At 50.7% G+C, this 13,007-nt stretch carries 14 protein-coding genes and 1 tRNA gene; 12 read left to right on the top strand and 3 right to left on the bottom strand.

Translation table 11 applies throughout. The features are described 5' to 3' along the window. The first annotated feature begins 119 nt into the window (after positions 1–119). Positions 120–1,118, top strand: coding sequence for an adenosine deaminase (locus F1728_RS23095; RefSeq protein WP_155366046.1), 999 nt, complete (start codon positions 120–122; stop codon positions 1,116–1,118). Positions 1,119–1,125: 7 nt separating this feature from the next. Here F1728_RS23095 and F1728_RS23090 read toward each other — a convergent pair whose 3' ends face one another. Beyond that, positions 1,126–1,881: a hypothetical protein gene (locus F1728_RS23090; protein ID WP_155366045.1), complete on the bottom strand. Its 756-nt coding sequence runs from the start codon at positions 1,879–1,881 to the stop codon at positions 1,126–1,128. 360 nt (positions 1,882–2,241) lie between these two features. Here F1728_RS23090 and F1728_RS23085 point away from each other — a divergent pair, with 360 nt between their 5' ends. The 10 genes from F1728_RS23085 to F1728_RS23040 all read left to right on the top strand — a co-directional run bounded on the left by F1728_RS23085 (position 2,242) and on the right by F1728_RS23040 (position 10,987). Continuing rightward, on the top strand, positions 2,242–3,117 hold the full coding sequence (locus F1728_RS23085; protein WP_155366044.1) for a hypothetical protein: 876 nt from the start codon (positions 2,242–2,244) through the stop codon (positions 3,115–3,117). Positions 3,118–3,268: 151 nt separating this feature from the next. Further along, entirely contained in the window at positions 3,269–3,499 is a 231-nt protein-coding gene (locus F1728_RS23080; protein ID WP_155366043.1) for a hypothetical protein, read from the top strand. 394 nt (positions 3,500–3,893) lie between these two features. Further along, positions 3,894–4,307 (top strand): hypothetical protein, encoded by a 414-nt coding sequence (locus tag F1728_RS23075; protein WP_155366042.1) that lies wholly within the window; start codon positions 3,894–3,896, stop codon positions 4,305–4,307. Beyond that, entirely contained in the window at positions 4,304–5,098 is a 795-nt protein-coding gene (locus F1728_RS23070) for a primase-helicase zinc-binding domain-containing protein (protein ID WP_155366041.1), read from the top strand. Before F1728_RS23075 ends, F1728_RS23070 begins: the two co-directional genes overlap by 4 nt. Then, complete coding sequence (locus tag F1728_RS23065; RefSeq protein ID WP_155366040.1) at positions 5,092–6,972, top strand: YfjI family protein; 1,881 nt, start codon at positions 5,092–5,094, stop codon at positions 6,970–6,972. The genes F1728_RS23070 and F1728_RS23065 overlap by 7 nt, the downstream gene beginning before the upstream one ends. 93 nt (positions 6,973–7,065) lie before the next feature. Continuing rightward, positions 7,066–7,548 carry a hypothetical protein gene (locus F1728_RS23060; protein WP_155366039.1) on the top strand — a complete coding sequence of 161 codons (483 nt, stop codon included), beginning with the start codon at positions 7,066–7,068 and terminating at the stop codon, positions 7,546–7,548. A gap of 104 nt (positions 7,549–7,652) precedes the next feature. Then, complete coding sequence (locus tag F1728_RS23055; protein WP_155366038.1) at positions 7,653–7,991, top strand: HNH endonuclease; 339 nt, start codon at positions 7,653–7,655, stop codon at positions 7,989–7,991. Between the two features lie 100 nt (positions 7,992–8,091). After that, positions 8,092–8,562, top strand: coding sequence for a phage terminase small subunit P27 family (locus F1728_RS23050; protein ID WP_155366037.1), 471 nt, complete (start codon positions 8,092–8,094; stop codon positions 8,560–8,562). A gap of 481 nt (positions 8,563–9,043) precedes the next feature. After that, positions 9,044–9,610 carry a hypothetical protein gene (locus F1728_RS23045; RefSeq protein ID WP_194242484.1) on the top strand — a complete coding sequence of 189 codons (567 nt, stop codon included), beginning with the start codon at positions 9,044–9,046 and terminating at the stop codon, positions 9,608–9,610. A gap of 159 nt (positions 9,611–9,769) precedes the next feature. Then, positions 9,770–10,987 (top strand): tyrosine-type recombinase/integrase, encoded by a 1,218-nt coding sequence (locus F1728_RS23040; RefSeq protein ID WP_155366036.1) that lies wholly within the window; start codon positions 9,770–9,772, stop codon positions 10,985–10,987. A gap of 726 nt (positions 10,988–11,713) precedes the next feature. Here the strand turns inward: F1728_RS23040 and F1728_RS23035 are convergent. Then, positions 11,714–11,787, bottom strand: a tRNA-Arg gene (locus tag F1728_RS23035). Between the two features lie 102 nt (positions 11,788–11,889). Continuing rightward, positions 11,890–12,381: a DUF6717 family protein gene (locus F1728_RS23030; RefSeq protein WP_228030306.1), complete on the bottom strand. Its 492-nt coding sequence runs from the start codon at positions 12,379–12,381 to the stop codon at positions 11,890–11,892. Positions 12,382–12,524: 143 nt separating this feature from the next. On the opposite strand from F1728_RS23030, the gene F1728_RS23025 reads away from it, so the two are divergent. Further along, on the top strand, positions 12,525–12,992 hold the full coding sequence (locus tag F1728_RS23025; RefSeq protein WP_155366035.1) for a hypothetical protein: 468 nt from the start codon (positions 12,525–12,527) through the stop codon (positions 12,990–12,992). Positions 12,993–13,007: the final 15 nt, after the last annotated feature.

The raw sequence follows: 13,007 nt of genomic DNA, 5'->3' as shown, positions 1-13,007 counted from the left end.
CCTGTCGACTTGAAAACGAAGTCTCAGCGGAGGGGACGCTGTTGACAATCCTCTTCCACGGGCTACGATGTTGCCTGTAATTCAACCGTTGAAACTGACTTCGACCGGGAGCAAAAGACATGGACGACTTCATAGCGGCTCTACCCAAGGCGGAACTGCATCTGCACATTGAAGGAACGCTGGAACCGGAACTGGCGTTTCAACTGGCCGACAAGAACCAGGTTTCGCTCCCGTTTGCAACCGTCGCTGAAATGCGGGCCGCCTATGACTTTCAGGACCTGCAATCCTTCCTGGATCTGTACTATGCCTCGATCAGCGTCGTCTGCACCGAGGAAGACTTCCATGACCTGACACTGGCCTACCTGAAAAAAGCGGACTCTCAAAACGTCCGCCATACCGAAATCTTCTTTGATCCCCAGTCGCACACGGCGCGTGACATTCCCATGGAAACCGTATTGAACGGTATTACCTCCGCCCTGAAACAGGGGGAAAGGGAGCTGGGCATCTCTTCCCGATTGATCCTCTGCTTTCTGCGACACCTGTCGGCTGATTCTGCCTGGGAAACACTCCAGCAGGCGCTTCCCTTTCGCGAGCAGTTCATCGGCGTGGGACTCGATTCCTCCGAAGTAGGACACCCGCCCTCAAAATTCGTCAAGGTCTTCGAAGAAGCACGTCGTAATGGCTTACACATTGTCTGCCATGCGGGAGAAGAGGGTCCGCCCGAGTACATCACCGAAGCTCTGGACCTGCTGCATGCGGAACGCATTGATCATGGAGTCCACTGCATGGAAGACCCCGCCCTGGTCGAGCGACTGGCAGTAGAACAGATTCCGCTCACTGTCTGTCCACTTTCGAATGTGCGGCTCTGCGTCTATCCAGATATGTCTCAACACCCGATCAAGCGGATGCTGGAGGCAGGACTGCGGGTGACTGTCAATTCTGACGATCCACCCTACTTCGGTGGATATGTCAATGAGAACTTCACTGCAGTGCAGCAGGCACTTGACTTATCTCGACAGGAACTGATTCAGCTGGCACGAAATTCATTTACCTCTGCATTTCTCACAGACGCGGAACAACAGAAGCTGCTGGCAGAGCTGCCTGAGGAAATCGATTGAAACCGGCTCAGTTGAGTGTATCCAGCACCTGATTGAGGTACTGTTTCGTCTTCGGATCCAGCTTTTCATAGCCCTTTTCAGAGCGAGGCTGTTCCATCGCATGCCGCATTGCGTTATGCATCAGATAGCGGCCCGAATCGAGTTTCATGTGAATCGCATCCCGGTAGATGTCTGTAATCTGATCAAAGGGGGCCTTGCCGGATTTGATGTCGACATCGACCTGCTCCAGCAGATCAATAGCATGAGTCTGTTTGAATTTCCGCTCCGGGTATTTTTTCTGGAGCGCAGCCAGCAGTGCCTTTATATATGCGGGGCTGTGCTGCAGTTTTCCCGAGATTTCCTGATTCTGGTATTCATCCTCCCGGGTCGCACTGCGCGCCCAGCCGGTATGAATGATGAAGGTCGCCTTGGGCTGCATCTCAATCCATTGGGAAATCGTATCCACATCTTCAGCGAGTGTGGAACCGTAGTGCGGTTGTACGGAGATCAGATCGTACTGCTTCTCCTTAAGGGCGGCCGGCCATAGAGTCGAAGTTTTGACGCAAGGTTGTTCCGGGTGTTCATGGATATAAGGCAGGCTCTTGCCACAATCCACGTGCCACTGCACATCGCCGTCGAGTAATGCCGGAGCGGTATCCCAGGTCAGAGAGTTACCGATCAGGTAATAGCTTTTCGCTTTCTCTTCGGCCCGCAGAGAGACGCTGGAACACAGAATTCCCACTGTTGTGAGACCAAGAACAAACAGGTTGAACAGCCTGGACATGGGAAGCATCCTTCTGAGAGCGGACTGAAAGGTTAAGCGGCCATCCCTGAGAAAACATACCCCCGGCAGGGTTCGAACCTGCGACCTATGCTTTAGGAAAGCAACACAACGCAGATAATCATATTTTAGCCGAAGGGCGATCACAGGAAACAGCACGTATTGTAACCTCTGCTGCATCCTGAGAACAGTCCCTGTATAATACTTGAAAGGCGTACGGATGCCTGAGTGTTGATCAATCTAGTGATCAGTTGGAATATTTGATTTGACCGGGCGCGGAGTAGCCCTCCCGTTGGTCGTCTCTGGTGTGAAAGATCATCCGTCATACCAGAGATGGCCAGCCCGGACTTAAGGGATGATGACATGACGGAAGGCAGCAAGCAGCCTGTTAAGTACACGAGCGACTTCAACGGGCTGGAGAAATGGTTCACCCATTCAATCAGAAGGCTTAAGCTAAGTTCGATTCTTATTGATGACATCATGAGAGACGAGCGGAATCCGGTTGAATGTGCCTCCACCAGAATGAGACTTGATGAGTTCGCATCAGATTGTACAGATCATTCATGGGAAAAAGCAGCACTAGATAACTTTGATTCCTCCGGGTTGTCACAGGTCGTAGTTGATATTAAGAGGGCAAACGGCAAACAGATATCGTACAAGCGGCATCAGGTCGAGATTGACAAGGAAACATTCAATACGGCAGTAGAGGCGCTCATTCATCTGCTGAGATTGATTTCAAATCTGCGGCATGGATTCTTTTCTGATAAAGCTTACAGGAGTGAGTTGTACGATGAACACAAAGCAGAGCATGGAGAGGAAGCTGCAGACGAGTTCAAATATAATTACATTCGATTCCATGTTGGTCTTCTCTCGGAATATGGCTTGAACGTTAAAACTATCATCAAGCTGAAAGAAGTGTTTGAGCTGCAGAAGTTCGGGTATCTCTCTGCGGCAGATGAAAAAGGTAAGTTGGATTCGGAAATATTAAGGTCGAAAGAAGAGAGTAGTCAGCTAGATTCTTCATCCGAATCGAATGTAAAAAATGTAAATAGTCGAAAAAAATCACCAGAGGGTGATGTACTGGATCTGTGCATGCATCTACGCGACAACTGGGAGCCCCGAAAAGAGAGCCAGTTAGCCAGAAAGTTCTTTGAAGGAACCCCCGCTGCTAAAGTGTGGCTGTCTAAGTTGAACATGGCCCGGAAATGGAAGGAGTTGTGGCATCCCGATCATATGTAAATAGTTTGTAAACAGAACGTAAATCTATAGCCGTTTCCGAATTAACCCCGTCTTTTCAGGCGGGGTTTTTTCGTTTTAATGAGGGTATCGCAGGGGCAACAAAGGCCCATTAACGGTAAACCTCAGTAACGAAAAGTAAGGAGATTCAATCATGGTGAGGGCAGCAAGCCAGCAGACATCAAAAGCGGTTCCAGTCGGTGAGATTGAACCGGACAAGCTGTATTCACTCGAGGCCTTTAAAAAGGCGTCTGGGCTGAAAGACTGGGCATTGAGGAGCGCCCGTAAAGGCGGTCTGAAGATGCATCAGGCCGGAAATAGGAAATTCGTGAAAGGCTCTGATTTTATTGAGTATCTCGAATCACTGGGCAGCAAGACTGCATAACGAAACAACCCCAGAGCGGGCAGGCTCCGGGGTTGCAACTTTGTATCCATTGGACACACGAAAGAACAATTACATTATGTTGAATAATTCAGAGAACTCAACCCCATTACGGAAAAGCAGGTTTACTTTCCACTCCATCTACTTGACGAGCACAGAGCCTGCAGAAGTGTCCGTCAGTCTCACCATTCCCGGCATTCTCTTTACGCTCAATTCCACTATGGCCGGGAGTCAATTCTATTCTTATCCCCAGTTTCAAACGGTCGTTTCCCTGGAACATGCGGTAATCCCCTATGTCCCAGAGATCGAGCAGGAACAGTGTATCCCCACTCGATCCCGTTTATGGCGTGAGTTGATCACTGCTGCAGTCCCAGAGATGGTTTAAGGAGGTGCGACCATGAATAAAGACATCAATTCAACAGAGTTAAAACAGGTTGTAGTACGCGAGATCGACGTTGTAGCAATGCTCGTCGATCAATCGGACTGGGGAGCGGTTGTGCTTCGCGTTCGCGTCTATGAAAACAAGTTCTCCTGTGATCCGGTGCGACCATTCGAAATCGTAGACGTTCAAATGGACTACGATCAACACGAAGACTTCCATCAGTTCAGGCGTTGTATGACGACACAACACGCAATCAAACCGCGTGTGATCGGCGTTGATGAGTTCATAGACGATCTGGCGTTGCTGAATAAGGTCTGGGCGTCCTATCTGGCTGAGAATATCGGGCAGTACAAGGAAGCTCTCAGGATGGAGAATCCAGAGGCTTACGAATCCGAGTTGAATCAGGGATTCGATGGAGGTGCTGAGTGATCCAGAAAACGACTCACTACGATAAGGATACGGTGGTGAGTCAGGCCCAAGGTAGAGCGGAAGAAATTCTGCTCTATTTTGGGGTGCCTGCTCAATCACTTACTGGCAAGCATTGTGAATGCCCCAAGTGCGGAGGCAAGGACCGTTGCCGGTTCGATTCCGCAAAGGGCTTTCTGATCTGTAACCAGTGTTTCAATAAAGGGAATGGAGATGTTATCTCAGCCGTTCAATGGTGGCTTGAGTGTTCATTTTCCGAAGCGGTAAACAGGATCGGGGAATACCTGAATGTTTCCCACTCCCAGCCAGTGAAGAAACAGAAGCCACCAGCCAAAAAGAAGCCTTTGATTGATCAGATACAGATCCTGGATCAGGACTGGGACAAGTTCAGCGAGCTGGCAGCACACAAGCCACCAGCGACACCTGAAGCGGTCGAGGCGGCAGGGGCTAAGCTCTGCAGTTGGCCAGCATGGAGGCCAGAATCGGAGCGGTTCGAGTGTGTGGCGTTCCCTGCTTACAACGGCACTGGTGAGCCGTCAGCATGGATTCTGTATCGGGTTGACGGTCAGCACTTCCCAGCGACCAAGACGGCAGGAGAGAGGAAAACTCACCTTCTGGCAGGATCTAAAGACGGTCTAATTTTCTTTGGTGATCGGGCGTCTTTCCTATCTGCTGAGACAGTCATAAAGGCCGAAGGGCTACCAGATGCACTGGCGATCTACTCACAACTGCCTGAAGGATTCACAGTGATCACAAACGTCTGCGGCGCGAAAGGAGCGGCGATCAAATGTTGAAGGAACTGATTGAAGGTAAGAAAGTAATTGTGTTCGGTGATAATGATATATCCGGCAGAGACGGAGCGGAGGCGTTCGCGCGGTCTGTTTTCCCGTATGCCTCTGAGGTCAGTCTGTCTTTTCCTGATGGGCCGGTGACAGAATCCAACGGACGCGACATCAGAGATCAAATGAACGATAACAGCCAGAAAGGAATCAGCCCGAAAGAGACGCTACAGCAACTGATTGACCAGGCTGCACCATTCCAGCCGGTCGATGATGAACCAGCACAGGATGAGACCGACGACAGCGAAGAAGACGAAACCGGAGACGATGAAACGCAGGTCGAGTGTCAGCCGTTCCCAGTTCACTGCTTTCCTGCAGTCATGAGAAATTATGTCATGGCCGGGAGCGAGTCTCTCAAATGTGATCTTTCCTTTATCGCAGGCCCGTTGTTAATCGTCATGGCTTCCCTGATCGGTGCGGCGCGGGTGCTGATGCCTACTCGGGATTGGCGTGTTCCTGCGACTCTCTGGAGCGTTGTAATCGCAAACAGCGGTAGTATGAAATCCCCCGCTCTCAAGCTGGCAACTGCTCCACTCTACAAGCTGCAGGCCAAAGCACATATCAGGAATGTTGAAAAGCTGGAGGAGTACGACAAACGAAAGGCGATCTATGAAATCAGGATGAAAGAATATCTCAAAGAAGTTGCCAGAGGTGAAGGCCAGCCACCAGATGAGCCAGAGAAACCGGACGAGCCGCGCATTGTGGATAAGATTGCGGGGGATGTTACTTTTGAGCGATTAGCTCACATGCTCAAACATAACCGGAAAGGCGTTCCCCTGATCAATGATGAGCTATCAAAGCTGATGAGCAATCTTAACAAGTACAACGGCTCAAAAGGATCTGATGAGGCTGTGCTCCTGGAAGGGTATAACCTTGGATTGATTCAGGTTGCCAGGAAGCATGATCCAAACGATTTGTTTGTCCCTAATTCCTCAATCTGCATTGGCGGGACCATTCAGCCGGAAATCTACAAGCGGACCATGTGCGGCAGCTATCGTGAAAGCGGTTTTATGTCTCGGTTCCTGAAGCTCTATCCCGATAGATCAGCGAAGCAGTATCCGGGCAAAGGCATACCGGATGAGATCAAAGACGCGCTCATGCACGTTGTCGAGCTGCTCGACCAACTACAACCAGAGGAACCGGAGCCGGGCGTATACAATCCACTCCCGATATATCTCAGCAATGAAGCCAAGACGGAATATAAGAAGTTCCACAGGTGGCACAATGCCGAAGCTCTCACCATGAATGGCGATCTTGCGGCTGAATGGTCAAAGCTGGAAGAGATACCGCTTAGGCTCTCTCTGATCTTCCACTATGTCCAGAATATCACTGAAAGCCGGATTCCTGATCAGGTCAGCGCTGAGACCATGCTTAACGCTATCGAGCTGGCAGAGTGGTTTAAGAATGAATCGAAGCGCGTATACCGTCTGTTCGGCTCTGAGGATGGCATTGAAGAGACACCACAGCAGAAGCAGCAGAAACGGTTGATTCGCTTTGTACGTCGAAAGGGCGGCAGTGTGAAGCCTAGAGACGTTCAGCGATCTTTGCGGGGATTCAGAACTGCTGAGGATGCAGAAACGGCATTGAATGAGCTGGTTAAGAATAGCGTTGGAGAGTGGGCAAGCATCGACACGAATAAACAGGGGATGCCATCCCGAGTATTTCAGTTATTCACTAAGTCTACACGTCGACTGCCGACATCTGACCAGAAAACAAGCGATATTAGTGGAGTTGTCGACACTGGTGACGGAAACGACGACTCCCAGCCGTTAGCAGAATCAGCCACAGCGCCGGAGGATCTGGGGGATTTTTTGGAATATCTGGACTGATAAAAGGCATGGCTGGCGGGCGGGTCCTTTCCAGCCTTTTACTAGCTGAGGTGCTTCGATATCTCAAGAATTTTCATCAACAAGGGGTAAAAAATGGCTTCTTCATCTTCAGGTTTTGACAGTGATTTTAATGAATCGACTATAGCCGGTTGTGCTCGTTTCTTTAGTGTCTCAGAGAGAACTATTTCATATTGGCTCGCAGAGGGTTGCCCCGGTGAGAGGGGCAGATACCCGCTACCTGAAATGGTGGAATGGGCGAAGGCCAACAAGTGGTTCAAATCATCCGATCCTATGCTTGCCGGTGGCGACAGCGACAATCTGGAGCGATACAGGGGCTTGAAGGCTGATCTTGCTGAAATGGATCTGCAGGAGCGGCGGCAGCAGATGGTCAATCTGGATGCAATTAAGCCTGCTTTCATCGGTGCTCTGGGGCATATCAAGAATGCCGGTGAGAAACTGGATAGGCAGTTCGGGAACGAGGCGTTAGCGATCCTGCTGGATGCATGGGACCAGGCTATGGAATACATCGCAAACGAACTACCAGACGACGAGAACGCGACAGAGTCTACAAGCTGAGTCACAGGGGTGGGGGCTTTTCATCGCTAGAGGCTGCGAAGACCTGAACCACACATCGCATCTGCTTTTTTCGCGTGCGTTATTTTCACTTAGGGGGGTATGCAATGCCAAGAGCACCAAAACTGATAGGAGCCAGACGTAAGAGCAAACGGGTTGATAACCGTCAGTCAGCCAGCAAGAGGGGGTATGGCTACCGATGGGGCAAGTACAGCAGGCAGAGACTGAGGGAGTATCCCGAATGTGTGAGTTGTGGACGTGAAGCAGAGGCGACAGACCATATCATTCCAGTGACTGGGCCGGATGATCCGTTGTTCTGGGATTCGTCCAATCATCAATCGCTGTGCAAGTCATGCCATAGCAGCAAGACAGCGAGCGAATCGAACGGAATGAAGATAGGGAGAGACAACTACCGGCGTGCGGGGGTACGGGGGTACGGGGGCTAAATAATCGCTAGGGCTTTTTAGACTCAGAACCACCAACCGTTTCACGTATCTTTTTAGTCAAAATTAAAGCAATCCACGAAGAACAAAGGAGTAGATAATCATGGTAAGGGGACGTAGACCAGACTCAGTGGAGGATCATATCCTGGCCGGGACTTTCAGGGCAGATAGACATGGTTCAACAGACGACGAAGCGAAGACACCAGAGGGAAGACCAGACGCGCCTGCAGACATGCCGGAAGCGGTGCGGTTGATCTGGGATGAGATCGTTCAACAGCTGGACGAAATGGGAATAATCTCCCCCGTCTACAAGCTGCCGTTGGTCAGATACTGTTACATGGTCAATCGGTGGCAGGAGGTCTGCAACTGGATCGAGGAAAACGGCGTAACGGTCGAAGGTCAACATGGTCCGAAGACAGCGCCACAGGTTGCGATTGAGCGTAACCTCTGTTCTGAACTGGTGAAGCTGGAAAAGGAGTTCGGACTCACTCCAGCGACCAGGAAGGGACTGAAGGTAGTTAATCCACAGCCAAAGAAAAAAGGCATTGCCACCAGAGACAGGAGAAGGGGCTAATGGACTGGGCACCATCGCGCGATAAGCGGAATCTGAAGCAGTGCCAGCCAAGGCAAGGAATGATCTGTAATCGCGCAATGGTGAACAGGTCAGAGGCTGGATCTGGTGGGAATGCTGGATTCTATGGGGGGTGTCGACATCTTCCAGTAAACTACTTTGATTTCAGGGGAGATATCGGCAGTCGACGTGTCTGCAGTGGTGTGAAAGTCAGAAACCAGCATAACCAATGCCTGAACACTGGCCGGAGATATGGCTTGACGGATGCGAGGACAGCAGGGATACTGCATCCTTCTAAAAGCCGAAAGGCACATAAGAGTTACATTCTAAAATCCAATAAGAAGACTGGAGTGCAGGCACTTGGAAAGAGTGCGTTAGCCGTGAGGCGCGCGGGTGGCCTCTTATCCACCTTAGAAGCTCTTTTTGAGTGCCTGCGCTCTTTTTTACGCGCTGTACTCTCTCAGCGTGTGGAAAGGTGTCAATTATGGACACTCTTAACCCCTCTTGCGTTTGTGACACTCACTCCCCCCTGGAAGCTCTACTGCAGCGGTCAACAGACTGGGAAGCACTGGAGCCGGTGACACCTCCCCCTTTTGGCAATCCCTCTCCTGATGATGTATTGCGACTGGATGCCAAACGCCACAACTGGCCAGTGTATCTCGTAAATGTGCCAGATGACTGGGAGCCTAATTGCTGGCGGTCAGTTCCTCCCCATACGCAGACCTACAGGAAAGCCAAGACTGCGGCAGAGGTGGCAGCGATCCTGAACCGTGAGCGAATCGCCAATAGTAAAGATGGCTATGTGTCTCACTGGTTAATCCGGGTTCGAGTGGGCGGCAGATACGCAAACCTCAGCGTAGCGTTAAACACTCCCTTTAAGCCAAGATCAGAATTCGATCTACCCCCGGCATTCATCACGATTGATGGAGGCCGTGAGCAGTGTAAACAGATTGTAGGCGAGCTGAATAACCGTCTTGATAATCCGACCAATGGCGAGAAACGCAAGCGGGCTTATATCGCGCGGTCGATCTGCCCCGGTGATCTGCAGTAGTCGATTCTCCCAGTCTGGCAGGGATGCCGGATGGGATTTCATGCCATACATCGCAGGAGGCCACAGAATCGCCTGTAATGCGATATCGGCATTTATTGAACATTGACACCAATATTAAATCTAATCGCGTCAGAGCGGCACTGGTGAGGCCGTTTTCTGATGCAGGTAGAAAAAGGGAGCGACATAGCAATGAAGGCAGTAAAAGTAATCATCGTCAAGCGTAGCAACAGCAATAACTATTATGCCCGGTGGACTGATCCGGTAAACCTGCGGGAGTGTCGCAAGAGCACAGGAACGGCAATCAAGAGAGATGCGGAGCGTTTTGCTCTGAGGTTGGAAAAGGAGATCAACGAAGGAGGATACTACAACCCACAAAAAGCCAAGTGGCAGGACTTCAAGGAACGATATGAAACAGAAGTATTGCCCGGATTCGCGGACACTTCAGCCGAGAAAGCAAAGGTTGTGTTTCGTCAGGTTGATGAGTACATCAAGCCGAATCTGCTGATTCAGATCGACGCAAACGCGATCAGCAAAATGGTGAAGGACATGCGGGAGGATGGACTTGAAGACGTCACAATCAAAGGCTATCTGATCTACATCAGGTCTGCTCTGAACTGGGCGCAGTCTATCGGGTTGCTGAAGACCGTTCCGAGATTCCCAAAATTCAAGCGTATCCGAGAAGAGAAGGCAATGCGCGGGCGTCCTCTCTGCAAAGAAGAGTTTGAGCGGATGCTAACAGCCGTTCCTAGTGTCTGCGGTGAGAAACAGGCCGAATCATGGAAGTTCCTGCTTCGGGGCTTGTGGTGCTCTGGATTGCGTCTGGCTGAGGCCCTGGATCTGCACTGGGACCGTGAGGATAAATTGTCCGTAGACTTCTCTGGTAAGCGTCCAGTGCTCAGAATCCGCAAAGAATCGGAAAAGGGGAACCGGGACCGACTATTGCCGATGGTCCCTGAATTCGCTGCTCTACTTGATGAAGTACCAGAGGACGAGAGAACAGGCCCTGTATTCAATCCACTGGCCCGGAAGAAACGAACCGAACGAATGCTTTCTTCAACCGTCTCAAAGCAGATTGCCAAGATCGGAGAGAAAGCCAATGTTGCCGTAGGTGACAAAGGGAACATTGATAAGGAGACCGGGAAGCGTAAACCCCGCTATGCGTCTGCTCATGATTTGCGCCGGGCTTTTGGTCAACGTTGGTCCCTGAAGGTGATGCCAGACGTTCTCATGCTGCTGATGCGACATTCCGATATTGATACCACAATGAAGTATTACGTGGGCAGAAATGCACAGAAAGCAGCAGAGGCGATCTGGGCTGCAGATGCGGAGTCGAGTCCAAATCAGACCCCTGAAAATACAATAAACAAGATAGCCTAGCTTCTCTACTTAAATTATAACGTGGGAACAATCACTTTGTTTTAGACACAGAAAACCGCAACGGTTACAATCCATGCCTGGATAGGGTTCCAGTCTAATCTATATGTGAAATTTCAGCTTAGTAGTAAATACCAAAATAATTCGGTCTGCATTGAGTCAGGTGAAAATCTAGATGGCGACCACAAAAGCAATAACAAAGATGAGAGTCGATATAATCGTCATTTGTGGTTTCACAAGCGTCCTGCTGGGGGGGTTATGGATGCGCAGCTTTACGTGCAGCGAAGAGTTCGTCTGCAGGGCGCCCATCATCAAGCCCTTCAGTATTTGGTCTGGAGTGGGACGAATTGTTCTCACGTTGCACTCTCAGCCGGTTGGGGGAGTGGGCATTGATTACCTTGGTCCTTGGGATCAGGGGGACCGATGGCATGCCACACAACAGCGGACGGACCGAGCTATAAGGACAACGCTGGGCTTTGGAGCAGGCAGGATATCGAACGGACAGTTCAGACTGATGATACCGTATTGGTTTCCTGTGCTCTTCGCCGTAAGTCTGGCTGCGGCTTGTTTGATCAGTTCGCTGACATTACGGCTACGCACAACGCAGGACACACCCACATCCAATCACTAATGCGGATTCAGTGATCAATTCAGTGATCAGTGACCAGCCAGAGGAAGTAGCCGAAGAGATCCAGCAGGATTGAGGCTATAAATAAAGGCGTTTGAGAATACCCCCGGCAGGGTTCGAACCTGCGACCTATGCTTTAGGAAAGCATTGCTCTATCCAACTGAGCTACGGGGGCCAAGTCAACCTAATATAGTTATGGCTCCGGGCTTTCGTCAAACGACAGCTTCTCACGTTTTGAGAGTGACACCAAAAAGACGAGGCAGGCTCGGTTTTCGGCTCAGTTCATCGGTTCCGCTTTAACATAAAGTTCCGGGGGGGCTTTCTCGTAATATTGGAACATGGCGGGACAGATCCAGCCTTCCATATCAGAATCGGCAAAACGGTAATAGTTGCCACCCCGGTCCCCCCGCAGCCAGACCAGCTTTTTCTGATACTCGGGGAAGGGATTTGAGGAGAAGATCAGGCGAAATCCCTGATCGGCATCGGGGATATCTTTCACGATCACATCGATCATTTCAGGTACTCCCGCCACAAAGGGTTCCTGAACGAGGCCGGCAGAACTGTCGTCGAAGACCCAGGTTCCCTGGTGTTTGTAAGGCGCAATGACCATGATCGCATTCTGTCGGGGCAGTGAATTCCTGAACGGCAACAGCCGGAGTTGCCAGGCAATGCCGAGGGCGACCAGGATCAATCCAAGTACTAAAATACTCAGGCGGCCCCAGTGAGTCCGTGGTGTGCTGGTCTCGGCGGGAGTCGTTTCATCGGTCATGTGGTGTTGCTCCTGTGGGATCTATCAGTTGTCCGTTTCTATCAGTTTAACTGATTGTCCGCCAAAAGCGAAAACTTTGTCTTCCGTCATTGAGATTGACGACATTAATAGAAGACCTGGATTCTATCGATGGACGAGACAACGTGGCAAAACGCAGACAAAACGAACAGAATCAGAATGTAAATCAATGGGTTGCCGCCTTTTGCGGGCTCATTCTGGGAATCCTGCTTGAAGCAATACTCGGCAGTTATTCCTGGATGGAGACCGGGCCGATGCTCCGATTTCAGAGCGGGGTTCGCTTGCCAATCGTCGGTCCACTGCTGGGTGGAGCTCTGGCCTACCTGTTTGCACTTCATTTTGGACAGGTCAAATTGAAAGGTGCCCTGAGGCACAGCATCGTCGGGGCGATTGTCGGCCTATTGATCGGCTACGTCCTGGGAGCTCTGGTACTGGCGCCCCTGATGGCGCAACAGGATCCCTACTACAACTTTCTCCGCAGCAAAGTCACCGCAGGTTACACCCGATTTTTCATCTTCAACGGCATGCCGCTCTGTGGAATCATTGGCTGCCTGATTGGCTTCATTTACAGCGTGAAACTGAAACGGCGATAATTTCACCCAACTGAT

Origin of the sequence: Gimesia benthica (genome assembly GCF_009720525.1) — a bacterium.
GTDB lineage: Bacteria > Planctomycetota > Planctomycetia > Planctomycetales > Planctomycetaceae > Gimesia > Gimesia benthica.
Note: the sequence above shows the minus strand (reverse complement) of the source record. Positions and strands in the feature narration are given on the sequence as shown.

Coding starts and splice junctions, on each gene's coding strand:
- F1728_RS23055 (WP_155366038.1), top strand. CDS start 7,653: ATGCCAAGAGCACCAAAACTGATAGGAGCCAGACGTAAGAGCAAACGG.
- F1728_RS23080 (WP_155366043.1), top strand. CDS start 3,269: ATGGTGAGGGCAGCAAGCCAGCAGACATCAAAAGCGGTTCCAGTCGGT.
- F1728_RS23050 (WP_155366037.1), top strand. CDS start 8,092: ATGGTAAGGGGACGTAGACCAGACTCAGTGGAGGATCATATCCTGGCC.
- F1728_RS23095 (WP_155366046.1), top strand. CDS start 120: ATGGACGACTTCATAGCGGCTCTACCCAAGGCGGAACTGCATCTGCAC.
- F1728_RS23085 (WP_155366044.1), top strand. CDS start 2,242: ATGACGGAAGGCAGCAAGCAGCCTGTTAAGTACACGAGCGACTTCAAC.
- F1728_RS23045 (WP_194242484.1), top strand. CDS start 9,044: ATGGACACTCTTAACCCCTCTTGCGTTTGTGACACTCACTCCCCCCTG.
- F1728_RS23075 (WP_155366042.1), top strand. CDS start 3,894: ATGAATAAAGACATCAATTCAACAGAGTTAAAACAGGTTGTAGTACGC.
- F1728_RS23090 (WP_155366045.1), bottom strand. CDS start 1,881: ATGTCCAGGCTGTTCAACCTGTTTGTTCTTGGTCTCACAACAGTGGGA.
- F1728_RS23030 (WP_228030306.1), bottom strand. CDS start 12,381: ATGACCGATGAAACGACTCCCGCCGAGACCAGCACACCACGGACTCAC.
- F1728_RS23065 (WP_155366040.1), top strand. CDS start 5,092: ATGTTGAAGGAACTGATTGAAGGTAAGAAAGTAATTGTGTTCGGTGAT.
- F1728_RS23040 (WP_155366036.1), top strand. CDS start 9,770: ATGCAGGTAGAAAAAGGGAGCGACATAGCAATGAAGGCAGTAAAAGTA.
- F1728_RS23060 (WP_155366039.1), top strand. CDS start 7,066: ATGGCTTCTTCATCTTCAGGTTTTGACAGTGATTTTAATGAATCGACT.